Here is a 21,133-nt window from a genome sequence, read left to right as displayed (position 1 = left end):
GCCCGGAGGGCGGGGTCGGGGTGGTCCGGTGCGTGCGATCGCAAGGCGGAGGAGTGAGTCGACGCGGAGCGTCGGCGATCGACGACAACGCCGCGTGGGGGTCCCCCCGGCCGGAGGCTGGGGGAGTGCGTGCCGGACCACCCCGACCAGACGGGCTTTTGAAGACACGACCCAGGGAGCGCCGCCCAGGAGCGTGCCGCCGTCAGGCGGACGCCTCCGTCAGGCGGGTCATCTCCTCGTCGGTCAGCCGCAGGGCGCCGGCGGCGAGCAGCGCGGGGAGCTGCTCCACGGTGCGCGCCGAGGCGATCGGCGCGACGACCGTGGGCCGCCGGGCGAGCCAGGCGAGCGCGACGGTCGCGTGCGCCGCGCCGCGCGCGGCGGCGACCTCGTCGAGCGCGGCCAGCACCCTCTGGCCGCGCTCGCTCTCCAGGTACCCGGCTGCGCGGTCGGCCCGCACGCTGTCCACGGCGGTGCCCGGGCGGTACTTGCCGGTCAGGAAGCCGGCGGCGAGGGCGAAGTACGGCAGCACGCCGAGGCCGTGCTCGGCCGCCACGTCCTGGAGCGGGCCCTCGTAGGTGTCGCGGGAGACCAGGTTGTAGTGCGGCTGGAGCGCCGCATAGCGCGCGATCCCCTCACGCTCGGCGAAGGCGAGCGACGCGGTCAGCCGCTCCGGGCTGATGTTGGAGGCGCCGAGCGCGCGGACCTTGCCCTCCTTCACCAGCTGGTCGAGCGTGGTGACGATGTCTTCTACGGGCACGGACTCGTCGTCGACGTGCGTGTAGTACAGGTCGATGCGGTCGGTGCCCAGGCGCCGCAGCGAGCCCTCGACGGCCGCCTTGATGGTGTCGGGCGCGAGGCCCTTGTACTCGGGGTGCGCGCCGACCTTCGTCGCGACGACCACGTCGTCGCGGTTGCCGCGCGCCGCCAGCCACTTGCCGATCAGGGCCTCGGAACCGAAGCCCTTGCTGCCGTCCGCCGTGCGCCCGTACCCGTCCGCGGTGTCCAGGAAGTTCCCGCCGCCCTCCGTGTACGCGTCGAGGACGTCGAAGGTGGCCCGCTCGTCGGCGCTCCAGCTGAAGACGTTGGCGCCGAGGCAGAGCGGGGAGACGGAGAGGTCGGAGGGGCCCAGAATGCGTCGATCAGTCATGCGTCCCATTGAACAACCCGCGCCCGTCCCCGGACATACCGCATGCGTCCGGGCCGCGCCCGCCGGGCCGCCAGGGCCACCCGCCCGTCAGGGCTTGAGTCCGTGGTCCTCGAGCCAGGGCCGCGGGTCGATCGCCGTGCCGCCCGTCGTGCGGACCTCCAGATGCAGGTGGGGGCCCGTGACGTTGCCGGTGGCGCCCACCCGTCCGATGACGTCGCCCGTGCTGACCTTCTGACCGACCGACACCAGCATCGAGGACTGGTGGCAGTACCAGAGCTCCTCGCCGTCGTCGAGCTTCACGACCGTGCGGTAGCCGTAGGCGCCCGCCCAGCCCGCCGAGGTGACCGTGCCGCCGTGCACGGCCTTGACGGGCGTGCCGGTGGGCGCGGCGAAGTCGAGGCCCGTGTGGTAGCCGGAGGACCACATCGGGCCCGGGTCCCCGAACTGCCCGGTGATCGTGTACGAGGTGACGGGGAGCGTGTAGCTCTTGGCCAGCTTCGCGAGCCTGGCGGCCTCGGCCTTCTTGGCCGCCTCGGTCGCCGCCTTCTTCTTGGCCTCGTCGGCCTTCTTCGCCGCGGCCGCCTGCTGCTTCGCGGCCTCGGCGCGCGCCGTGGCGACGGCCTCGGCCTCGGCGGCCGCCTGCCGGGCGTCGTCCGCGGCCTGCCGCTGCGCCGAAGCCTGCTGGAGAATACGGGCGCGCAGCGCCTCGCCCGCGTCGGTGGCGCCGTGCGCGTAGTCGGCGGTGGTCACGCCCGCGCTCGTCAGCGGCGCGCTCGCGAGGACGGCCGCCGGCGCGGGCGCCTCCTCGCCCACCAGGGAGTCGACGACCGGCAGCGAGGCTACGCGCTGCGGCAGGTGGTCGGTGATCGCGTCCGGCACGGATATCGCGACCGGCGCCCTGCCCTGCGCTGCCGCGATGCCGCCCGCGCCGACCGCGGCGATGACGCCCACGCCGAGCACGGTCGAGCTGCGGGCGAGCGCGTTGCGCTGCTTGATCACCCGGTGCTTGCCCCGCAGCGGCGAGATGGCCGTGGCCGAGCCCTCGGGCTGCCCCCAGGCCGCGCCGCCTTCTGCGGCCTCCTCGGGTCTCTCGAAGGAACCGACGCCCGCGGCGGCGGTGTCGCCCGTCGCGGGAAAGGAGCCCGTGTCCCCGTAGGCGGGAAAGGCCGCGGTGTCCTCCACGGCAGGGAACGCGCCCGTGTCGCCGGCCTCCCCGTACGCCGCGAACGCGCCCGCGTCCCCGCCCCGCACGCGGAAGGAACCGGCGTCGCCGAAGGCGGAGAAGGAGCCCGTGCCCCCGTGAGCGGCACCGGACCCCGCGTCCCCCACCGCGGCGAACGACCCCGTGTCCCCGTACTCGGCGAACGACCCCGTGCTCCCGTATGCAGGGAAGGAACCGGTGTCGCTCATCGCGGGAAACGCCCCGGTGTCCCCGTACGCGGGGAACGACCCCGTGTCGCCGTAGCCACCGCCGTACCCGCCCCGCGGGTCGAAAGCGGCGGTGCGGGTGACGTGTGCGGCCGGGGCGCCGGGGGAAGGCTGAGGGGTGGACACGCCGTGCGGGACGTACGGGGTGTGGGGTATGCCCGAGGCCGACAGGGCTTCCGGGGCAGGCTTGTTGGACGCCACGGGGGCGCGCTCCTTTCCTTCCTTCTCGCCTACCGGGTTAGCTGACGGGTTCGGAGCAGGAAGGTCTCCTACGGGCAGGGCGGACCGCCGAAGAGGCGGTGCGTCAGGCCCGATTCACCCCAAGGGTTGGTTCCCCGGTTCCCTCGCGGAATTCGGCGCGCGAGCACGGAGCCGCCGTGGGCGACGGCTGGGACGACCGCGCTGCGTTATCGAACGTTAATAGAGATCCGGCCGTTATTCCAAGCCGATCGAGATGATCGTCAACGACTCCGCAGCGGATCAACCAGGACAGATGGCCCCGCAATCGGGCGAGTTGACCCCGCTTCAGCGGGCACCCTCACACCCGGCCGCCCGAGCGGGCAACAGCCGCCGCCCCCGGCGCCCGCCCCCAGCAGTGCGGAGTGCTCGCACCTGGACACGCAGCGTTACAAGCCCCCGCGGTCACGGCGGCGGCACGACGCTCATGATCCGCCGCCGGTCCGGCTGGCCCGCCGTGGGCCGGTTCACAGCGAGCAGCGCCATGTCGTCCGTGCTGCCGCCCCCGGTGTGCACGCGCACATCGCCCACGACCGCGTCGAGCAGCTCCTCGGGGCCGGGGAAGATCCGGCCGCGCAGCCGCTGCGCCGGGTCGTAGAAGACCCCGTCGCGATCCCGCGCCTCCGACAGGCCGTCCGTGTAGAACAGCAGCGTCGAACCCGGCGGGTACGGGCTGGTGTCGGCGCGGTCGGGCCAGGAGGCCAGCTCCGCCATGCCGAGCGGCAGCGCGAACTGTCCCGGTACGAGCGTCGTCACGACGCCCGCGGCCTCCAGCAGCATCGGCTCGGGGTGGCCGCGGTTCAGCAGCCGCACGACGCCCTCGCCGCGCGGGATCTCCGCGAGCACCGCCGTCGTGAACGACTCCGCCGTCTCCGCCTCGGCGCGCCGGATGCCCTCCCTGGTCAGCGCGCGGTCAAGGCGGTGCGCGACGCCTTCGAGGGTGCGCTCCTGCTCCGCCGCCTCCCGGAAGGCGCCGACGAGCACGGCGACCGTCTCGACCGCGCCCATGCCCTTGCCGCGCACGTCCCCGACGATCAGCCGGACCCCGTGCGGGGTGTCCTGCACCGCGAAGAGGTCGCCGCCGATGAACGCGTCCTCCTGCGCCGCCTCGTACCGCGCGGCGATGTGCAGCCCGCCGATCTGCTCCGAGGGCTGCGGCAGCACCGCGCGCTGCGCCGCCTCTGCGATGATGCGCGCGGACGCCAGCCGCTCGCCGCTGCGGCGCACGATGCGGTTGATGCCGAGCGCGAGCGCCGAGACGACCACCACGGTGAGCAGGTCGCCCACCGCCTCGACCCGGCCGATCGTGCCGTCGTCGATGCGCAGCAGCACCTCGGTGCCGATCGCGATCAGCGCGATCACCAGAGTCCCGACGGGACCGAAGAACGGGGCCGCCACCATGGGCGCCGCGGCGAAGAACGGGGACGCGGTGAAGCGCGTCGGCGTCACCGCGTCGAAGACCACGCCGACGAGGATCACGACGAGCGGCAGCCAGAAGCGGAATCTGCTGGGCCGGGGCGTGGGCGCCACCTCGCCCCGCGCGGGCTCGCCATCGCGCCGGGCGACCCAGTCGCGCGCGATCCGGACGCCGCGTGGCGCCCTGCCGCCCCGCCTGCGCCGTTCACCCCGCCCCGTCTTCGCCACCAGTGGTCTCTTTCTGCCGGTCTCCTCGCCAAGGCTGCGGACGGTACCGCGCTGTCTCCAGGCTCGCCGCCATCGCACGCGACGGCGAATCGCCGTCGACCGACTGGCGTACCGCCCGGGGAGCGCCGGAGCGCGCCGCGGGGCCGTACGGGCCGGGGCCCCAACGCACCGAAGGCCCGGATTCCGGGGAATCCGGGCCTTCGGCCACAAGTAGCGGGGACAGGATTTGAACCTGCGACCTCTGGGTTATGAGCCCAGCGAGCTACCGAGCTGCTCCACCCCGCGTCGGTGAACACCACCCTACGCCATCCGGAGCACGCCCGGCGCCACGTTCGCCCCGGGCGGACGCCCGCGGGGGCTGCCGCTAGGCGGCGGGGACCACGTCGGCCTTGACCGCGGCGGCCCACTCGACCAGCAGCTCCTGATAACGCTCCTGCTCAGCGGGGGTGAGAACACGGCCGGCCCCGGCCCACAGAGCGCGGATGCGGTCGTTGACGTCGGCGGCAGACCGCGGGGAACCGGGATCGGCGACGGCACCGGACGGTGATGCGAACATGTGCCCAAGACTACGGGCCGCCACTGACAGTCGGCGGAGCGTGGAGGCGCGACCCGCGCACGTGTGAGGCAGCACACGCCGCCCGCGGGGCGCGGCAGGGGCGCAGGTCAGCGCGTGCCGTAGTCGTGGCCGAGCCCGCCCTGCCACTCCACCCACGAGGGGTCGTCGAGCAGGTCCTCCGCGTCCGGCAGCCCGGCCCGGCGCAGGAACTCGACCAGGTCGCCGTCCGAGTGGGCGAGACCCATGATCTGCCCGCGGACCGTGACCCGCCGGCCGCCCGTCCCGGACGCCCGGTGTACGACGATCGGTGCGTCACTCATGCCCCAAGCCTGCGACGAACCGGCCTCGCGCGCAGCCCCCTGGGCGTTTTGCCCACCGTGATTCTCAGGACTTCCACGCCGCCACTCCCGCCGCACGCTCCCCCGCAGGCACGCGAAAACCCCCGCGGCCGGTCCTGCGGGCCGGGCGCGGGGGCGTGACGTAGGCCGTGTGGGACTTGAACCCACAACCAACGGATTAAAAGTCCGCTGCTCTGACCAATTGAGCTAACGGCCCGCACCGCGAAGCATAGTCGGCCCCCGCCACGCGACATGCCCGAGACCGTGGGGCGTTGGCCCCGCACCGGGGCCGGGGGCCCTGCGCCGAGGACCTGGGGCGCCTCAGAACTGCTTGTACAGGTCCGTGAGGATCTGCCGGGTTTTCTTCGCGGACTCGGCGTGCGCGACCATGCGGTCCATGGCCTCCTTGTACTCGGCGACCTCGGCCGCCTCGTCCAGGTAAAGGGCGCCGGTCAGGTACTCGACGTACACGATGTCCGGCACCTCGGGCACGTCGAAGCGGAACAGGACGAACGAGGTGTACGTGCCGGGGTGGTGGCCGGCCGAGAGCTCGGCCAGCTGGAGCGTGACGTTCGGCAGCTCCGACAGTTCGAGCAGGCGGCCGATCTGCTCGCGCATCAGCGCGGCAGAGCCGACGGGGCGCAGCAGCACGGTCTCGTCGATCACCGCCCAGTACGTCGGCGGGTTCTCCCTGGTCAGCAGCGCCTGCCGCTGCTTGCGCAGCGCGACGTGGCGCTCGATGCGCTCGGGGTCGAACTGGCCCACCGCGCCGGTGCGCAGGATCTCGCGGGTGTACTCCTCCGTCTGGAGGACGCCGGGCACGAAGTGCGGCTCGTACGTGCGGATCGTCTTCGCGGCCTCCTCCAGGCTGACATATCCGCTGAACCAGCCGGGCAGCACGTCGTGGAACCGCTGCCACCAGCCGGGCTTGTTGGCCTCCTCGGTGATCTCAAGGAAGGAGGTCACGCCCGCCGGGTCGACCCCGTAGGCGGGCAGCAGCACCTGCAGGTAGGGGATCTTGAGGGCGACCTCGGCCGACTCCATGCGGCGGATCGTCGCCACTGTCACATGCAGGAGCTTGGCCGCCTGGTCGCGGGTCATCCCGGCCCGTTCGCGCAGACCGCGCAGCTGTCTGCTCAGGACGAGCTGTCCTATGGTCGGGGCCGAGCGCGGTTCACTCATGACCCGTGCCCCCCAGTGCTCGCATGGGCGCAGTCTGCCACAGGACCAGAACGTGAGTACGGGAGCCCTCGTCCCGTTTTCGCTCTCTTTCCACCCCCGTCTCTTACCACCCCGGAACACCGGGTGCAGCGGCAGCCGCGCCCCGCGGGCCGGTGCGGGGCGCGGCCGCCGCCGTCAGAGCGCGGGCTGTACGGACCGCCCGCGGCCGCGCGCCCCCTTGAGGAAGGTCAGCGCGTACACCAGGGTCGCCGCCGCCATGATCCCGAAGCTCGGGGGGAGCGTCGGCACGGCGTAGCTCAGCGCGAGCCCTGCCCACATCTCGCCGAGGCCGAGTCCCGCGGACAGGGCGAGGCCGCGCATCGGACGGTCGGTCAGGCGCATCGCGGCGCCCGCAGGGGCCGCGAGCAGGCCGAGCAGCAGCAGCGCGCCGACCGCCTGGGTCGCCTCGGCAGCGCACGCGCCGACCAGCACGAGGAAGCCGAAGCCCAGCATCCGCACGGGCACGCCGCGCGCCGCGGCGACGGCCTCGTCGAGCGAGGCGAACAGCAGCGGGCGCGCGATGGCGAGCAGCGCGACGCAGATGCCCGCGGCGATCAGGGCCGCGGTACGGGCCTGGCCCGCGGACAGGCCGAAGATCGAGCCGAAGAGGACGTTCACCCCTGCGCCGCCGTTGGCCGCGCTGCGGGACGCCGTGTACAGGGTGAGGAAGAACGCGCCGAGCCCGAGGATCCACGCGAACACCGACCCGATGACCACGTCGTCCGCGCGGCCCTTGCGCCCGATCGTGCCGATCAGCAGCGCGACGGCGACGGTCCCCGCGAACAGGCCGAGCCGCAGGTCGTATCCCCCGGCGAGCGCGGCGAGCGCGCCGGTGAACGCGACGTGGCTGAGCGCGTCGCCGGTGAAGACCTGGGCGCGCAGCACCAGGAAGTACCCGGTGAGGCCCGCGGCGAGCGCGATGGCCGAGCCGGCGAGGAAGGCGTGCAGGAAGTACGGGTGGGTGAAGGCGGCGAGCCAGCCGTGGCCGCCGCCCACGGCGAGCCAATCGTGGCCGCCGCCCACGGCGAGCAGCGCGGCCGCGGGGTGCCCGGTCATGCCGCACCCCCGGCCGTGAGCGCGGGCCGCGCGGGCAGCCGCCCGCGCACGTACTGCCCGCCGCGCGCCAGCGCGTAGACGCCGAACGCGAACGTCGTCACGTAGAACCCGACCGGGTAGGGCGAGTAGTAGGCGACGATCAGGCCCGCCCAGGTGACGGCCACGGCGATCACCACCGAGAGCAGGAGGCTCGTGGCGGGCCTTGCGCTCAGCGCCTGCGCCGCGGCGCCCGGCATCACCAGCAGCGCGAAGACCAGCAGGGTGCCGGTGATCTGGCTGGCGCCCGCAGTCGCCGCGCCCAAAAGGACGAGGAAGACCGTGGAGAGCAGCCGCACCGGGACGCCGCGCCCTGCCGCCACGTCCGGGTCGACGGAGGCGAACAGCAGCGGGCGGCCGACGACCGCCAGCGCGAGGAGCGCGGCCGCCGTCACGCCGCCGAGCAGCCACACCTGGCCCGTCGTGATGCCGAGGAAGCTGCCGAACAGGAGGGACGTCACCCCGCCGAGCAGCCCCTTGTACAGGGTCGTGAAGAGGAACCCGCAGGCGAGCAGGAACGCCTGCACGGTGCCGGTGACCGCGGACTCGTGGCCGACCGCGGCCCGGCCCGAGCGCGGCAGGGCCGCGATGACCAGCGCGGCCACCACGCAGAAGGCGAAGTAGCCGTAGGTCGCCGAGACGCCGAGCAGGGCCGCGCAGGCGGCGCCGGGGAAGCCGACGGTGGAGATGGTGTGCCCGGCGAAGCTCTGCCGCCGCAGCACCATGAACCAGCCCAGCACGCCCGCGCCGACCGCGACGACCGTGCCGGCGCGGAAGGCGTTGACCATGAAGGGGAACGCCCACATCTCCCGCAGGTCGGCCGCCGGGTTCCAGGACCAGGCGGGCAGCGCCCCCGCGGCGAGCGCGAGCGCGTCAGCCGTCGGCACGGCGGCCCTCCCGCCCCTGCTCCGCGCCGGAAGCGGCGCCCTGCCCGGCCGGCGCGTCCCCGTGCCGGTCGGTGTGGCGCGCCGGGGCCTCCGGCTGTCCTACGACCACGAGCCGGCCGTCCGACGTGGTCAGCACCTCGACGGAGGTGCCGTAGAGCCGGGAGAGCGTCGCCGAGTTGATGACGTCGGCGGGGCGGCCCGCCACCGCGCCGCCCTCCGCGAGGTAGACCACGCGGTCGAGCCGGGACAGGATGGGGTTGACGTCGTGCGCGACCATGACGACCGCGACGCCCTCCTCCCGGCAGATCCGGCCGATCAGCGCGGCGACCGCCGCCTGGTTGGGCAGGTCGAGGCTGTCGAGCGGCTCGTCGAGCACGAGGAGTTCCGGGCGGCGCACCAGGGCCTGCGCGATCAGCAGCCGCTGCTGCTCGCCGCCCGAGCACTGACCGATCGGCCGGTCGGCGTACGCCTCGGCGCCGACCAGCCCGATCACCTCGGCGACCCGCTCGGCCGCCCCGCGCGAGCGCGCGCCCCACCGGCCGGGCAGCGGGAACGGCAGGGGCACGCCCCACCGGTCGCCGTCCCAGCCGAGCCGTACGACGTCCGTGCCGCGCAGCCGCAGGGACGCGTCGAAGCTGCGGCGCTGCGGGAGGTAGCCGACGCGCGCCCCCGCCCTGCCCGGCCGCGCGCCGAGTACGCGGACCTCGCCCGCGGCCGGCTGCTCGACGCCGAGCAGGACCTTGACGAGGGTCGACTTGCCGACGCCGTTCGGGCCGAGCACGGCGACGAACTCCCCGGCGCCGACCTCCAGGTCGACGCCGGACCACAGGGTCCTGCCGCCGACCCGGACGCCCGCGCCGCGCAGCGCGACCACCGGGGCCGCGGCGCCCGGCGCCGCTTCCGCCGTACGGGCAGGGGCGTGCGCCACGGTCATTTCCCGGTCGCCTTGTGGAGCGCCGCGGCGATGCCCTTGAGCTGGCGCACCTGCCAGTCCTGGAAGGAGGCGCCCGCCGGGGTGAGGGTCTCGGTGACGGTGGCGACCGGGATGCCCTTCGCCTTGGCCGCCTTGACCTGGGCCTGTACGTCGGGGGTGGCGTTCTGGCTGTTGTAGACGTACACCTTGATCTTCTTGTCGGCGATCTGCCGGTCGATCGTGGACTTGTCCTTCGCGGTGGGGTCGGTGCCCTCGCTGATCGCGTCGAGGAAGGACTCGGGGGTGGCGAGGTCGAGCCCGAGGCCCTCGGCGAGCGGCGCGAAGATCGACTCGGAGGCGCCGACCGGCGTGCCCTTGTACGTCGCCTTGATGTCGGCGATCTCCTTGTTGTACGGGGCGAGCGTGGTGTCCTCGAAGGTGTTCTTGAGCTTGTCGAAGTCGGCGGAGTCGGCCGGGTCGAGCTTCTTGTAGTCGGCGGTGATCTGCTCGATGACCTGGTGGACGTTGTCCGGCGAGTACCAGCGGTGCGGGTTGCCGTTTGCGGGGATGCCGACGAGCTTGCCGACCTCCAGGTCGGTGCGGCTCGTGCCGGGGTTGGCGGCGAGCAGCTTGCCGGCCCAGGAGTCGTAGCCGACACCGTTGACGATGGCGAACTGCGCGCCTGCGACGGTGCGGGCGTCGGCGGCGGTCGGCTCGTAGTCGTGCGGGTCGGCGTTGGGGTTGTCGATGATGCTGGTGACCTTGACGTGGTCCCCACCGAGCTGGGAGGCGATGCTGCCCCAGAAGTTCTCGGCCGCGACGACCTGGATGGTCTTGCCGGAAGCGGTGGACGCCGAGGCGCCTCCCGCCGCCGGTGTTCCGTCCCCTCCCTTGCTGCCCTTGCTGTCGGACGAGGAGGTCGAGCAGGCGGCGAGGGAGACGGCGGCCAGGGCGGCTATGCCGCCGATGGCGATACGGGAGGCTGTGGCGTTCATGCCCGCCACGCTAAATGGGAATGACTTTCAAAACCAGGCCGATCGCCCAGATATGAAAATCATTACCATTCTGTGATTCTGGAGCGGCGCCGCGAGGGGGGTGGGGCCCGGAGGGCAGGCACCCGAGGGCGGCGCCTGGGGGTGGCGGCGGGCGCGTGGGAGGGGTGGGCCGTGTGGGACTCGAACCCACAACCTACGGATTAAAAGTCCGCGGCTCTGCCAATTGAGCTAACGGCCCCTGGGCGCCCCGCAGGGCACACCGAGCATAGCCCGCACGGCCGTTGGGGCCGATCGGGTATCCGCGCGGGGCGAAGACGGCGGCGGGCCCGCCCCACCGGAGAAGGTGGGGCGGGCCCGCCGCCGTGGTGTTCAGCGGGCCCGGGGTCGCCCGGGCCCCGCGAGGGGTCAGCTGCCGCGCTTCCAGCGGGGCTTGTCGTCGCGGCGGCCGAAGGAGCCGGCGCCCGCGCCGCCACCGCGGTGGTCGTCGCGGCGGCCGTACGGACGGTCGGACGAGCCGCCGCGGTAGCCGCCGCCCGCCGGGCGGTCGCTCTGCCGGTCGCGGTTGAACGGGCGGTCGCTGCCCCGGTGGTCGCGGCGCTCGAACGAACGGCCGCCGCGGTCGTCACGGCGCTCACCGCGGTCGCGGTTGAAGCCGCCCCGGTCGTCACGGTCGTCACGGCGCTGGAAACCACCGCGGTCGTCACGGCGCTGGAAACCGCCCCGGTCGTCACGGTCGTCACGGCGCTGGAAGCCACCGCGGTCGTCGCGGTCGTCCCTGCGGAAACCGCCACGGTCACCGCGGTCGCCCCGGTCGTCACGGCGGAAGCCGCCCCGGTCGTCACGGCGCTGGAAACCGCCGCGGTCACCGCGGTCGTCCCTGCGCTGGAAGCCGCCGCGGTCGCCCCGGTCGTCCCGGCGCGGGCCGCGGTCGTCACGGCGCTCGAAGTTGCCGCGCTCGTCGCGCCGCTGGCGCTGGCGCTCGGCCTCGGCGGCAGCGGCCTTGGCCGCCGCCTCCTCGATCGCGCGCTCGGCCTCGGCCTGCACCTCGGCGACCGCGGCCTCCGGGTCCTCACCGCGCTCGCGGGCGGCGCGCGCCACCAGGCGGCCCGCATCCTCGCGCAGCTCCGTCGCGCGGCGCTGCGCGCGCTCCAGCTGCTTCGTCAGGTCGGCGACCTCGCGCTCGGCCTGCTTGGCCGCGTTGTTCGCGGAGTCGGCCTGCACCTCGGTCAGCGACCTGGCGCCGGTGATCTCGGCGACCTCGGGGTCGAAGGCGCCCGCGCCGCCCACCATGTGGCGGGAGGCGTCGACGCCCGCGTCCTCCATCAGCCGGAAGATCTGGCGGCGCTGGTGCGGCAGCGCGAGGGAGACGACGACGCCGGACTTGCCCGCGCGCGCCGTGCGGCCCGAGCGGTGCAGGTAGTCCTTGTGGTCGCCCGCCGGGTCCACGTTGAGCACCAGGTCGATGCCGTCGACGTGGATGCCGCGCGCGGCGACGTCGGTGGCGACCAGCGCGTTGACGCGGCCGTCCTTGAAGTCGGCCAGCGTCCGGGTGCGCGCGCCCTGCGTCATGCCGCCGTGCAGCGCGTCCGCCTGGACTCCGGACTCGCGCAGCTGCTCGGCGATCCGGTCGGCGCCGAGCTGGGTCCGCACGAAGATGATCGTGCGGCCCTTGCGCGCGGCGATGGCGGCCGTGACGGGCGCCTTGTCCTTGGGCTTCACCACGAGCACGTGGTGGGACATGGTCGTGACGTTGCCCTGGGCGCTGTCCACCTCGTGGCTGACCGGGTCGGTCAGGTAGCGCTTGACCAGGGTGTTGATCTCGTTCTCCATCGTGGCGGAGAACAGCATGCGCCGGCCGCCCGAGGGGACCAGGTCGAGCAGCTCGGTGACCTCGGGCAGGAAGCCCAGGTCCGACATCTGGTCGGCCTCGTCGATGACGGCGACCTGGACCTGTTCGAGCGAGCAGGCGCCGCGGTTGATGAGGTCCCGCAGCCGGCCGGGCGTGGCGACGAGGACGTCGACGCCGCGTTCGAGGGCGTAGATCTGGTTGCCCATGGACGTGCCGCCGCAGACGACCTTCATCTTCAGGCCGAGCACGTCGCCGTACGGCTGGAGGGCGTCGGCGACCTGCATCGCGAGCTCGCGGGTCGGGGTGAGGATGACACCGCGCGGCTTCTTCTTGTCGGTGTGGCCGCCGGCCAGGGTGGCGAGCAGCGGCAGGCCGAAGGAGAGCGTCTTGCCCGAGCCCGTGCGGCCGCGGCCCAGGATGTCCTTGCCCGCCAGCGCGTCCGGGATGGTCGCGGCCTGGATCGGGAAGGGGACGGTGACCCCGTTCTGCGCGAGCTTGCGCACGATCGACTCGGGCAGCCCCAGGTCGCCGAAGGTGGTCTCGGGGGCGGTGGTGCCGGTGCCCTCGCCGCTCTCGTCGACGACCGCGGCGAGGGCGGCGTCGTTCTCGGGGTTCTCAGGGTTCTCGGGCATGACGGCGTGGTCAGTACTGGAAACGGACATGCGAAATGCGAAACCTTCCGGAGTCTCGGCACGCGCCCAAACTCCGTGTTTCACCTCTCGACCGCCTCAATGCGGTCAGCCACGGTAAGGGAGAGTACGCGCCACACGGCGCTCTTCTGTTTCGGCGCCGGGGGATGATCAAACGATCTACTACCATACGCAGTCTTCGCCGGTTGAGGCAAACCGGCGCGGGGCGACGCTGCTCACACCGCCCCCGCCCCGCGGGGCGGGGGCGCCCGGCAGCCCGGGCTCAGGCCGGGCCCAACTGCGGTGAGGCGGACGGCTCCTTGGCCGGTCCGGCGCCCGGGCCGAGCGCCGCCGTGCGGACGTCGGCCGCGGGCGAGGCGGACGGCGGGTCGGCCGGCCCGGTCGGCTCGCCGCCGCCCGTGCCGCCGTCGCCGCCACCGGCGGGCGGCGGGGGCGGCGGTGCCGACTGGTCGCCGCCCGGCGGGTCGGCCGGCGGCGCGGGCGGATCCGCGGGGGCGCCGCCCGAGCCGCCCGCCGCGCCCGGCCGGTGGCCGTGGCGGCCGGGGCGGCCGTCCGCCGTCACCACGGGCGTCGGACGTCCTGGCGAACTGGGCCCGGCCGAGGCGCCCTTGCCGTCCTTGCCCGCCGCGTCCTCGCCCTTCGCGCCCTTGCCGTCCTTGCCGTCCGCGTCCTTGCCGCCGCTGCCGCCGTCCCGGCCGCCGTGGGCGCCCCGGCCCGCGCCGCGGCCCGCGGCCCCGCCCGGCACACCCGTACCGGCGTCGGAACCGCCCTTCGAGCCGTCGGCGCCGTGCCCCGCCACGGAGTGTCCCGGCGCCGGGGCGCTCCCGGAGTCGCCGACGCTCATACAGCCGGCACAGGCGGCGACGGCCAGCGAAGCGGCCACCCACACGGCGGCCCTGCGGGGACGGGCGGGCCGGGACGGCAGAGGGGCCGAGGGCAACGGCGGGGCGGGCGAACGGCGCACGGGGCACCTCCGGGGCAGGGGCGGGCAGGCGGACTCCCGCACGGGGCGAGCGGTACGTCCCCCTGTCCAACGGGCCCGCACCCGTCAGGGACACGCCCATTCACGGACCCCACCCATCCCGGCGGCCGCCGGGATGGGTGGGGTCCGCCCGCTCAGCCGTACCCGAGCGCGTGCAGCCGCTCCTCGTCGATGCCGAAGTGGTGGGCGATCTCGTGCACCACGGTCACCTCGGTCTCCCTGACCACGTCCGCGCGGGTCTCGCAGTACCGGAGCGTGGGGCCCCGGTAGATCGTGATGCGGTCGGGCAGGACGCCCGCGTACCACTCGCCGCGCTCGGTCAGCGGCGTGCCCTCGTACAGCCCCAGCAGTTCGCGGTCGGAGGGCGGCGGCTCGTCCTCGACGAAGACGGCGACGTTGTCCATCAGCCGGGTCAGTTCCGGCGGGACCCGGTCGAGCGCCTCCGAGACCAGCTCCTCGAACTCCTCGCGCGTCATCTCCAGCACCCTGCCATTGTCGCCGCACGGGCCGCGCGGCGCGACGCTGACCACCGGGAAACCGTTTTGGCGATGTTCCGCGCCATCGCCTATGCTGCCGATGTCCTCCGAAGCGCCGCCCGGCGTCAGGCGGGCCCTTCGCCCTCATCGTCTAGTGGCCCAGGACGCCGCCCTTTCAAGGCGGTAGCACGGGTTCGAATCCCGTTGGGGGCATCCATCAAGACCCTCCTGACTGCGGAAAAACGGACAGGGGGGCTCTTTTGTCCCGTTTTCATATGCCGACATGCCATCACCGAGGTGCTGGCGCGAACGATCAAGAACGGCCGTGACCCGAGCGTATTCGGCTTCCAGGCCCTCTCCCGTTCCCGTGCTGGTCGATCAAGTCGCGCGGACTCAAGACCGCCTCTCCGCCGCCGCAGATGAGGCAGATCTTCAGGTCCACGAACTGAGGCACGTGCCCGGCGGAGACGGAGGACGACGTGACCTGCGGCATCCGCTCCGCGTCCTCGCCGCTCACCGCCGGGCAGACTGTTCGCGCGCAGGGCCCCTCAGTGAACTGCCCGACAGCCGGGACCCCGAAGCCACCGAGCGCGCCGAAGACACCCCGATCGAGTGCGACGACCGCTCGGTCGACGCTCGGCGCCATGTCATCCACAGCGCCACGCATGAGTTTCGCCATCCACTGACCGGATGACATGCCAGGACGACTCAGCGGCGGGACCGGAAAAGGGAAAGTCCGTTGGCCACGACTCCGACCAGGCAGATTGCAGCGTAGAGGCCCCCCAAAAGCTCGTACACGAGTGCCCATCGCGTCAGCGTGGCCAGGGGGTACCCGAGAGCAAAGAGCACGACGTACACCACGCAGATTCGAAGACGAATGCGCGTCCGCCGAAGGAACTTGGCTCGTTGCCTCGCCGCTGCGGCTCGCTCCGCGTCTTCAGCACCCCAAATCGCTTTGTCGCGCGCCATCATGCGAGCCCGGTGCTGAGCCTCTTCAGGACCGTACGTGTACGCACCAGACGACATCACCACATTGTGAACAACCCCTGCCTGTACGACAGGCCCCTCCACATTTCCGCTCACATCGTTTCGCACGCGCGACTGTTCGTCCATGGGACGGAAGATACGCCGGACACACGGTAGACCCACAAGGAGGAGCTGAGCGCTCACCGGTCCGCCGCCCCACCTCCAAGACCACTTGGACGAGACCAGCCGCGACGACGCGTGGCGCACCGCCGAGCGGCACCACCTCACCACGTACCGCGCCGACGCACTGCACCGCCGCGAGCGCCGCTGTCTGCGGGGACAGAACCGCTACCACCATGCGCCTCGCCTACACGTCCTCTTGCCGAGCGACGTAGCCACAACCAGCGACGACGGGATTACTGCATGATCAGGCGGCAGCGGGGTTCATGCAGCGAGAGCTGCTGGCGGGTCATGATGGATTCGTACTCGGCAGGTGGCAATCAGCCCAGGCGTCTCTGGCGCTGGCACCGGTGGTGGGTAAGCTCGAACCAGGTCACGATCGTGATCCGCAACTCCTTACGTGTGCCCCAGACACGGCGGTTTAGGTCATTCTTCTCCAGCAGCGCGAAGAAGCTCTTTTCTGCCATGTAAAGCCAGGCATGAGCGTGAGCTGTCAGACCTTGGGGGTGAGTGAAGAGAACCATCTCCACCACGCACAGAGATCTACCCATGATCAACAGCCAGCACGCCGAATGCGCAGGCCGTCGACCACGCGACCGTGCCGAGACTGTCGGCATGTGCGCCGGGTCGGCCCCGTCAGACCTTGACGACATGCCGCGTCCACGCTCAACACAGCGAGGCCTCCTGCCTCGGAGACGAGGACAACACGGGGGTAGTAACATGTACTACATGGAGACCACAGCTCGGGAGTTTAATCAGAAGTCGTCCCAAATCCTTGCGGCGGCGGCCCAGGGTGAGACCGTCACCGTCACCAAGAACGGCGTCGCCGTCGCACGCGTCGTGCCCATCGGGGATGATGTCCCTCCTTACCCTACCGACCCGATGGGGGAGATCGACCTTCCCGATCTCGGCCTCCTCGATCTCACCAACGGCGAGATCGAGGACGTGCTGAAGGGGATGGGAACGTCTTCGTGATCGCTATTGCCGATACCAATGCTCTCTACCGGCTCCTCGATCCACGCCTCACGGAGCACAAGGCACACAAGGACGGACTCGCGGCAATCAGCCACCTCGTCATCTCACCCATGGTTCTGGCCGAGCTGGACTACTTGATCTCCGCGCGTTCCGGGGCCCGCAAGGCCCTGACAGCAGCACGGTTCGTCGAGCGCTACACGCTCACCCGCCGGTTCGAGGTACCTCCAGTGGCCACGCACCTGTCTGCGGCAATCGCCGTCGCCGAGGGCTACGCGGACACAGACGGAGGAAAAGGCATCGGGATGACGGACGCCATGAACGTCGCTCTGGCGGCCGCGTACGGCACCGAAGTGCTGTTCACCACTGACCGCCACTTCCGCATGATCCGACCGCTGACCGGCCACAAGGCGTTCCGGCTGCTACCCGACGACCTTTAACGACGGGGCAAATCGCGGCGGTGTATGAAGGTGTTGTTCCTCGATGACGGCTGGGACGACTACCTGTGGTGGCAGGCGAACGATCGCAAACTGCTGAGGCGCGTCAACCAACTCCTCACCGACATCAAACGCGATGGTCACGAGGGAATCGGCAAACCCGAACCACTGCGGAACGACCTCTCCGGCTACTGGTCGCGACGCATCGATTCCGAGCACCGGCTGGTGTACCGCATCGATGAGGACGACACCATCCACGTCGTGGCGTGCCGCTTCCACTACGACCGTCGCTGAGAACGTGCCCACTGGTAGCCACGTTGCAGAGAGGAGGGCTCCGAGGAGTGGTTCTTCGGCGCAACCTCCGTCGCGTATCCGTCCGTTGGCCGGTGCTGCGCGGGCGGCGCTGCCATACTGGGGTGCTTCGCCGGTCGGGGTACCGGGCACGGAGAAGGGGGCCGCACCATGGCAGCACCGGCCGGAGCCGGGCCGTCGATCCTCGACTTCCCGCACCGCCCCGAGTGGGGCTCCGCGGTCCACCGGCTCGCGGTGGGGGCGCACTTCAGGCGGTGCAGGAAGCGCGCCTCGCTGGCCGCAGCCCCGGTCGCCGCCCGGCTGCGCACCTCGCCCGCGACGCTCAGCCGGATCGAGCGCGGGCAGACCCCGCTGGCCTGCGAGGACGTGGAGCGGCTCCTCGACCTGTACGCGGTGGACGACGAGCGGGAGCGCACGCGGCTGCGCGAGCTGGCCGCCGAGTCCCGCAAGCCCGAGGTCTGGCAGACCTACCGCGAGCCCGTCGCCCGCTGGGCCAGGCAGCTGATCGCCGTGGAGCCGGGCGCGCAGCGCATCCTCGCGTACGAGCCGCACCTGGTGCCCGGCTGGCTCCAGACGGAGGAGTACGCGCGCACGGTGCTGAGCGCCCACCACCCCACGGCGTCCGCGGAGTCGATCGCCGAGCGGGCCAGGCAGCACGCAGGCAGGCTCGCGATGCTGCGGCGCGCCGAGGGGCCGCCCGTGCTGCTCGCCGTGATGGACGAGACCGTGCTGACCAGGCCCGTGGGCGGCCCCGGCGTGATGTTCCGGCAGATCGAGCACCTGGTGCGGCTGCTCGACGAGCTGCCGTACACGCTGAAGATCCAGGTGGCGCCGCTGAGCATGGGCGCGGTGGGCGCGATCAGCCATCCGATCGTGCACCTGCGCTTCTCCTCGCCGCTGCTGTCCGACCTCGTCTACCTGGAGCAGGCGAACAGCGCGCGGTACGTGGACAAGCCGGAGAGCACGGAGCGCTACCTCGGCATCCTCAACAACCTGTCGGGCGCGGCCGAGCCCTTCGACCGCACGCCGTCGCTGCTGCGGGAGCGGCTGGAGCGCCACCGCTGAGAAGACCGGGCGGCGCGAAGGCGCGGCGCGCTCAGCGCACGACGCGGCCGAGGCCCCCGTACTCCTCCCACTCGAAGGTCTCCTGCGCGGGCACGCGGTCGGCGTCCGGGCGCCAGGTGGAGACCTCCACGAGGCCGGGGGCCTGGATGTCGAGGCCCTCGAAGTAGCCGCGCACGTCGGCCTTCTCGCGCACCCGGCCCCAGGCGCCGTGCGTCTGCTCGGCCATGTAGCGGGTGACGAAGTCGCGGATGCGGGGGTCGTCGCTGACCAGCTGGCACACCACCAGGAAGCTGCCGTCGGGCAGCCGGTCCCGCACGCGGGCGACCAGGCCCTTCGGGTCGTCCGCTTCGGGGATGCAGTGCAGGACGGAGACGAACAGCGCCGCGACCGGCTCGCGCGGGTCGATCAGCCGCCGCACCTGCGGGTCGCCGAAGACGGCCGCGGTGTCGCGCAGGTCGGCCCTGAGGACGGCGGTGTTCTCGTTGCGCTCCAGCATCGCGCCGCCGATGTTGCGGACGATGGGGTCGTTGTCGATGTAGACGACCCGGCACGACGGGTCGACCCGCTGGGCGACCTCGTGGACGTTGTCCCGGGTCGGCAGCCCCGAGCCGTGGTCGATGAACTGCCGTACGCCGTACTCCCGGGCGAGCACGCGCACCACGCGGCGCAGGAACTGGCGGTTCTGGAGGGCCAGGTTGCGCATGCTCGGCACCTGGGCGAGCAGCTCCTTGTTGGCGGCGCGGTCCACGGGGAAGTTGTCGCGGCCGCCGAGGAGGTCGTCGTACATGCGGGCGACGCTCGGGACGCTGATGTCCACGAAGCCGGTGCCGTCGTCGGGTCCTGGGGCGCCTGCGGGACCCGCCGCGGGTCCTGGAGCTGCGCCGTCGTCCTGTCCGTCTGTGCCGGGCATGCCAGCTCCCCCTCAGCGGCCGGTGGCGCCGCCTGGCGGGGCGCGCCTCCCGGGAGGCTCATCGTAGGGCGGAACGGACGGGTCCGGGAGGCGCGCGCCGGGGGCGGTTCAGCAGCCGCTCGCGAGGGGGGCGTGCAGAATGCCGGCCTGTGCGTCGCCGAGCAGTTCCGTGACGAGGTCGCGGCCGAGGCCGAGGCGGCCGGCGAGCAGGGCGGCGTCGTCCCCCTCGGGTAACGGCCGCCCTGCCTGCGCCTCCACATGGCGGCGCAGGCACGCCCAGGCGGTGGCGGCGAGGCAGGAGGAGCGCAGCACCCGGGCCCAGCTGCCCGAGAGTTCGGCGAAGGCGGCGCGGGCCGCGCGCCTGCCGAGGGCCGAACTGCCGAGCCGCACCGCGGCGTAGGCGGCGTAGTGGCCCTCGTAGAGCGCGCGGAAGGCGGCGAAGGCCATCGCGGCCGAGGCGTTGGCGCCCGCGGCGGGCGGGGCGGGTGGTCGCAGGAGGGCGGGCGGGGTGGTGCCGTGCGGCTCTGCCATGGCGGAGTGGTGTTCCTTTCACCCGGCCGGGGCTGTGGGTGGTGCCGGTGGCCAGGTCCTGGAGTCTCGGGAGCGGTCGTGCCCGCCGCGCGGTGCCCGCCGCCCCCTTCTCGTTCCGGCTGTCTCCCGCGCTCAGCGGGGCGGCGCCGGCTCCGCCGCGCAGGTGGTACGGGCCAGGGTCGGCGCAGCCCGTCCCGCGCCGGTCGCACGGCCGCCGGGCTGCGCGCCCCCGGCGTGCGCTGCGGGGGTGTGTCGGTCGTCCATCGCGGTCCCTCGCCCGTCGTGACGCCGCTCTCCCGGCGCCGGTGACCCGTGACTCTAACGCTCTGTCAGCAGCCGACGCCATGTGCGTATTCCCGCCGGGGGGTGCGCCGCCGAGGTCGTGCGCCCGCCGGGCGGGGGCGCGCACAGCCGGCGCACAGGGTCCGGGGAGACTGGCAGGATGCCCGCCCAGGTCGCCGCCCCCGCGCGGTCCCGCACCGCCGCCCCCGCCGTGCTCGCCGTCCTCGCGCTGCTCGCCGCCGTCCTCACCGCCTGCTCGGCGCGGCCCGGTAAGGCGGCGGCCCCCGCGGCGCGGGTGCGCCTCCCGGCGGCGAACGCCGCGTTCGACTACCAGCTCGGCGGGGCGTACGCGCCGCCCGCCGGGGTGCGCGCCGTCTCGCGCGACCGGTCCGCGCGCCCGGCGGCCGGGCTCTACTCGGTCTGCTACGTCAACGCCTTCCAGGCCCAGCCGGGCGCCGCGGCCGCCGCCTGGTGGCGCGCGCACCACCCCGGGCTGCTGCTGCGCGCGGGCCACGACCCGCAGGGCGCGCTCGTCGTCGACGAGGACTGGGACGAGCCGCTGCTCGACATCTCGACGCCCGCGCGCCGCACCGAGCTGCTCGGCGTCGTCGGCGGCTGGATCGACGGCTGCGCGCGGGCCGGGTTCGACGCCGTGGAGCCGGACAACCTCGACTCGTACCAGCGCTCGAAGGGGCTGCTGAGCCGGGCGGACGCGGCCGCCTTCGCCCGGCTGCTGGTGGCGCGCGGGCACCGCGACCACCTCGCGGTGGCGCAGAAGAACACCGGTGAGCTGCTCGGCCTGCGCCGGGACATCGGCTTCGACTTCGCGGTCGTGGAGGAGTGTGCGCACTACGGCGAGTGCGCGGACTTCGCCTCCGCGTACCACCGGCGCGTCTTCGACGTGGAGTACGAGGCGGCCGCCTTCGCCGCAGGCTGCCGCCGCTGGGGAGCGAGCCTGTCGATCACCCTCAGGGACCGGGACGTCGTACCGGCGGGCGAGCCGGGGCACCGCGACCGCCGCTGCTGAGCCCGGGCCCCCGGGGCCCCCGTCCCCGCCCGCGCC

The 21,133-nt window shown here is 73.1% G+C and carries 20 protein-coding genes, 4 tRNA genes and 1 riboswitch; of the genes, 6 read left to right on the top strand and 18 right to left on the bottom strand.

Going from position 1 to position 21,133, the window contains the following annotated elements; translation table 11 throughout:
• Nucleotides 1-202 precede the first annotated feature (202 nt).
• From AB0910_RS28360 to AB0910_RS28285, 16 genes are all read right to left on the bottom strand, one after another.
• On the bottom strand, nucleotides 203-1,147 hold the full coding sequence (locus AB0910_RS28360) for an aldo/keto reductase (protein WP_366747504.1): 945 nt from the start codon (nucleotides 1,145-1,147) through the stop codon (nucleotides 203-205).
• An 87-nt stretch (nucleotides 1,148-1,234) separates the two neighbouring features.
• Nucleotides 1,235-2,329, bottom strand: a complete 1,095-nt coding sequence (locus tag AB0910_RS28355; RefSeq protein ID WP_366747506.1) for a M23 family metallopeptidase — start codon at nucleotides 2,327-2,329, stop codon at nucleotides 1,235-1,237.
• Nucleotides 2,330-2,787: 458 nt separating this feature from the next.
• Nucleotides 2,788-2,944, bottom strand: a riboswitch (cyclic di-AMP (ydaO/yuaA leader).
• A 273-nt stretch (nucleotides 2,945-3,217) separates the two neighbouring features.
• Entirely contained in the window at nucleotides 3,218-4,342 is a 1,125-nt protein-coding gene (locus tag AB0910_RS28350; protein ID WP_366747505.1) for a PP2C family protein-serine/threonine phosphatase, read from the bottom strand.
• 325 nt (nucleotides 4,343-4,667) lie between these two features.
• A tRNA-Met gene (locus AB0910_RS28345) sits at nucleotides 4,668-4,741 on the bottom strand.
• A 79-nt stretch (nucleotides 4,742-4,820) separates the two neighbouring features.
• Entirely contained in the window at nucleotides 4,821-5,012 is a 192-nt protein-coding gene (locus AB0910_RS28340) for a hypothetical protein (RefSeq protein ID WP_366747503.1), read from the bottom strand.
• Nucleotides 5,013-5,119: 107 nt separating this feature from the next.
• Nucleotides 5,120-5,332 (bottom strand): hypothetical protein, encoded by a 213-nt coding sequence (locus AB0910_RS28335; protein ID WP_366747502.1) that lies wholly within the window; start codon nucleotides 5,330-5,332, stop codon nucleotides 5,120-5,122.
• Between the two features lie 161 nt (nucleotides 5,333-5,493).
• Nucleotides 5,494-5,567: transfer RNA gene (locus AB0910_RS28330), tRNA-Lys, on the bottom strand.
• Between the two features lie 104 nt (nucleotides 5,568-5,671).
• The gene (locus AB0910_RS28325; RefSeq protein WP_366747501.1) at nucleotides 5,672-6,532 is read right to left on the bottom strand and encodes a helix-turn-helix transcriptional regulator; all 861 of its coding nucleotides are present in this window, start codon (nucleotides 6,530-6,532) and stop codon (nucleotides 5,672-5,674) included.
• Between the two features lie 174 nt (nucleotides 6,533-6,706).
• Nucleotides 6,707-7,627 carry a metal ABC transporter permease gene (locus AB0910_RS28320; RefSeq protein ID WP_366747500.1) on the bottom strand — a complete coding sequence of 307 codons (921 nt, stop codon included), beginning with the start codon at nucleotides 7,625-7,627 and terminating at the stop codon, nucleotides 6,707-6,709.
• Entirely contained in the window at nucleotides 7,624-8,550 is a 927-nt protein-coding gene (locus AB0910_RS28315) for a metal ABC transporter permease (RefSeq protein WP_366747499.1), read from the bottom strand. Before AB0910_RS28315 ends, AB0910_RS28320 begins: the two co-directional genes overlap by 4 nt.
• Nucleotides 8,537-9,484 (bottom strand): metal ABC transporter ATP-binding protein, encoded by a 948-nt coding sequence (locus AB0910_RS28310; RefSeq protein ID WP_366747498.1) that lies wholly within the window; start codon nucleotides 9,482-9,484, stop codon nucleotides 8,537-8,539. Before AB0910_RS28310 ends, AB0910_RS28315 begins: the two co-directional genes overlap by 14 nt.
• The gene (locus AB0910_RS28305) at nucleotides 9,481-10,458 is read right to left on the bottom strand and encodes a zinc ABC transporter substrate-binding protein (RefSeq protein WP_366747497.1); all 978 of its coding nucleotides are present in this window, start codon (nucleotides 10,456-10,458) and stop codon (nucleotides 9,481-9,483) included. Before AB0910_RS28305 ends, AB0910_RS28310 begins: the two co-directional genes overlap by 4 nt.
• Nucleotides 10,459-10,623: 165 nt before the next feature.
• Nucleotides 10,624-10,696 (bottom strand) — tRNA-Lys (locus AB0910_RS28300).
• Nucleotides 10,697-10,863: 167 nt separating this feature from the next.
• Nucleotides 10,864-12,969 (bottom strand): DEAD/DEAH box helicase, encoded by a 2,106-nt coding sequence (locus AB0910_RS28295; protein WP_366747496.1) that lies wholly within the window; start codon nucleotides 12,967-12,969, stop codon nucleotides 10,864-10,866.
• 250 nt (nucleotides 12,970-13,219) lie between these two features.
• Complete coding sequence (locus AB0910_RS28290; protein ID WP_366747495.1) at nucleotides 13,220-13,801, bottom strand: hypothetical protein; 582 nt, start codon at nucleotides 13,799-13,801, stop codon at nucleotides 13,220-13,222.
• Between the two features lie 272 nt (nucleotides 13,802-14,073).
• Nucleotides 14,074-14,424 (bottom strand): metallopeptidase family protein, encoded by a 351-nt coding sequence (locus tag AB0910_RS28285; protein ID WP_366747494.1) that lies wholly within the window; start codon nucleotides 14,422-14,424, stop codon nucleotides 14,074-14,076.
• Nucleotides 14,425-14,555: 131 nt separating this feature from the next.
• Here AB0910_RS28285 and AB0910_RS28280 point away from each other — a divergent pair.
• From AB0910_RS28280 to AB0910_RS28260, 5 genes are all read left to right on the top strand, one after another.
• Nucleotides 14,556-14,628: transfer RNA gene (locus AB0910_RS28280), tRNA-Glu, on the top strand.
• A 1,662-nt stretch (nucleotides 14,629-16,290) separates the two neighbouring features.
• Complete coding sequence (locus AB0910_RS28275) at nucleotides 16,291-16,536, top strand: type II toxin-antitoxin system prevent-host-death family antitoxin (protein ID WP_366747493.1); 246 nt, start codon at nucleotides 16,291-16,293, stop codon at nucleotides 16,534-16,536.
• Nucleotides 16,533-16,973 (top strand): PIN domain-containing protein, encoded by a 441-nt coding sequence (locus tag AB0910_RS28270; protein WP_366747492.1) that lies wholly within the window; start codon nucleotides 16,533-16,535, stop codon nucleotides 16,971-16,973. The genes AB0910_RS28275 and AB0910_RS28270 overlap by 4 nt, the downstream gene beginning before the upstream one ends.
• 24 nt (nucleotides 16,974-16,997) lie before the next feature.
• A complete protein-coding gene (locus AB0910_RS28265; protein WP_366747491.1) occupies nucleotides 16,998-17,264 on the top strand; it encodes a Txe/YoeB family addiction module toxin in 267 nt (88 codons plus the stop codon).
• A 168-nt stretch (nucleotides 17,265-17,432) separates the two neighbouring features.
• Nucleotides 17,433-18,347, top strand: coding sequence for a helix-turn-helix transcriptional regulator (locus AB0910_RS28260; protein ID WP_366747490.1), 915 nt, complete (start codon nucleotides 17,433-17,435; stop codon nucleotides 18,345-18,347).
• Nucleotides 18,348-18,378: 31 nt separating this feature from the next.
• On the opposite strand, the gene AB0910_RS28255 is transcribed toward AB0910_RS28260, so the two are convergent.
• Together AB0910_RS28255 and AB0910_RS28250 are read right to left on the bottom strand one after the other, a co-directional pair.
• On the bottom strand, nucleotides 18,379-19,257 hold the full coding sequence (locus AB0910_RS28255; RefSeq protein ID WP_366747489.1) for an SAM-dependent methyltransferase: 879 nt from the start codon (nucleotides 19,255-19,257) through the stop codon (nucleotides 18,379-18,381).
• A 108-nt stretch (nucleotides 19,258-19,365) separates the two neighbouring features.
• Entirely contained in the window at nucleotides 19,366-19,788 is a 423-nt protein-coding gene (locus tag AB0910_RS28250; protein ID WP_366747488.1) for a hypothetical protein, read from the bottom strand.
• 442 nt (nucleotides 19,789-20,230) lie between these two features.
• Between AB0910_RS28250 and AB0910_RS28245 the strand changes: the two genes are divergently transcribed.
• On the top strand, nucleotides 20,231-21,097 hold the full coding sequence (locus AB0910_RS28245; protein ID WP_366747487.1) for an endo alpha-1,4 polygalactosaminidase: 867 nt from the start codon (nucleotides 20,231-20,233) through the stop codon (nucleotides 21,095-21,097).
• Nucleotides 21,098-21,133: the final 36 nt, after the last annotated feature.

Origin of the sequence: Streptomyces sp. NPDC047002, from assembly GCF_040704505.1 — a bacterium.
Classification (GTDB): domain Bacteria; phylum Actinomycetota; class Actinomycetes; order Streptomycetales; family Streptomycetaceae; genus Streptomyces.
This window is presented reverse-complemented; position numbering and strand designations above follow the sequence as displayed.

Coding starts and splice junctions, on each gene's coding strand:
- AB0910_RS28360 (WP_366747504.1), bottom strand. CDS start 1,147: ATGACTGATCGACGCATTCTGGGCCCCTCCGACCTCTCCGTCTCCCCG.
- AB0910_RS28340 (WP_366747503.1), bottom strand. CDS start 5,012: ATGTTCGCATCACCGTCCGGTGCCGTCGCCGATCCCGGTTCCCCGCGG.
- AB0910_RS28335 (WP_366747502.1), bottom strand. CDS start 5,332: ATGAGTGACGCACCGATCGTCGTACACCGGGCGTCCGGGACGGGCGGC.
- AB0910_RS28325 (WP_366747501.1), bottom strand. CDS start 6,532: ATGAGTGAACCGCGCTCGGCCCCGACCATAGGACAGCTCGTCCTGAGC.
- AB0910_RS28320 (WP_366747500.1), bottom strand. CDS start 7,627: ATGACCGGGCACCCCGCGGCCGCGCTGCTCGCCGTGGGCGGCGGCCAC.
- AB0910_RS28310 (WP_366747498.1), bottom strand. CDS start 9,484: ATGACCGTGGCGCACGCCCCTGCCCGTACGGCGGAAGCGGCGCCGGGC.
- AB0910_RS28305 (WP_366747497.1), bottom strand. CDS start 10,458: ATGAACGCCACAGCCTCCCGTATCGCCATCGGCGGCATAGCCGCCCTG.
- AB0910_RS28295 (WP_366747496.1), bottom strand. CDS start 12,969: ATGTCCGTTTCCAGTACTGACCACGCCGTCATGCCCGAGAACCCTGAG.
- AB0910_RS28290 (WP_366747495.1), bottom strand. CDS start 13,801: ATGAGCGTCGGCGACTCCGGGAGCGCCCCGGCGCCGGGACACTCCGTG.
- AB0910_RS28275 (WP_366747493.1), top strand. CDS start 16,291: ATGGAGACCACAGCTCGGGAGTTTAATCAGAAGTCGTCCCAAATCCTT.
- AB0910_RS28265 (WP_366747491.1), top strand. CDS start 16,998: ATGAAGGTGTTGTTCCTCGATGACGGCTGGGACGACTACCTGTGGTGG.
- AB0910_RS28260 (WP_366747490.1), top strand. CDS start 17,433: ATGGCAGCACCGGCCGGAGCCGGGCCGTCGATCCTCGACTTCCCGCAC.
- AB0910_RS28255 (WP_366747489.1), bottom strand. CDS start 19,257: ATGCCCGGCACAGACGGACAGGACGACGGCGCAGCTCCAGGACCCGCG.
- AB0910_RS28250 (WP_366747488.1), bottom strand. CDS start 19,788: ATGGCAGAGCCGCACGGCACCACCCCGCCCGCCCTCCTGCGACCACCC.
- AB0910_RS28245 (WP_366747487.1), top strand. CDS start 20,231: ATGCCCGCCCAGGTCGCCGCCCCCGCGCGGTCCCGCACCGCCGCCCCC.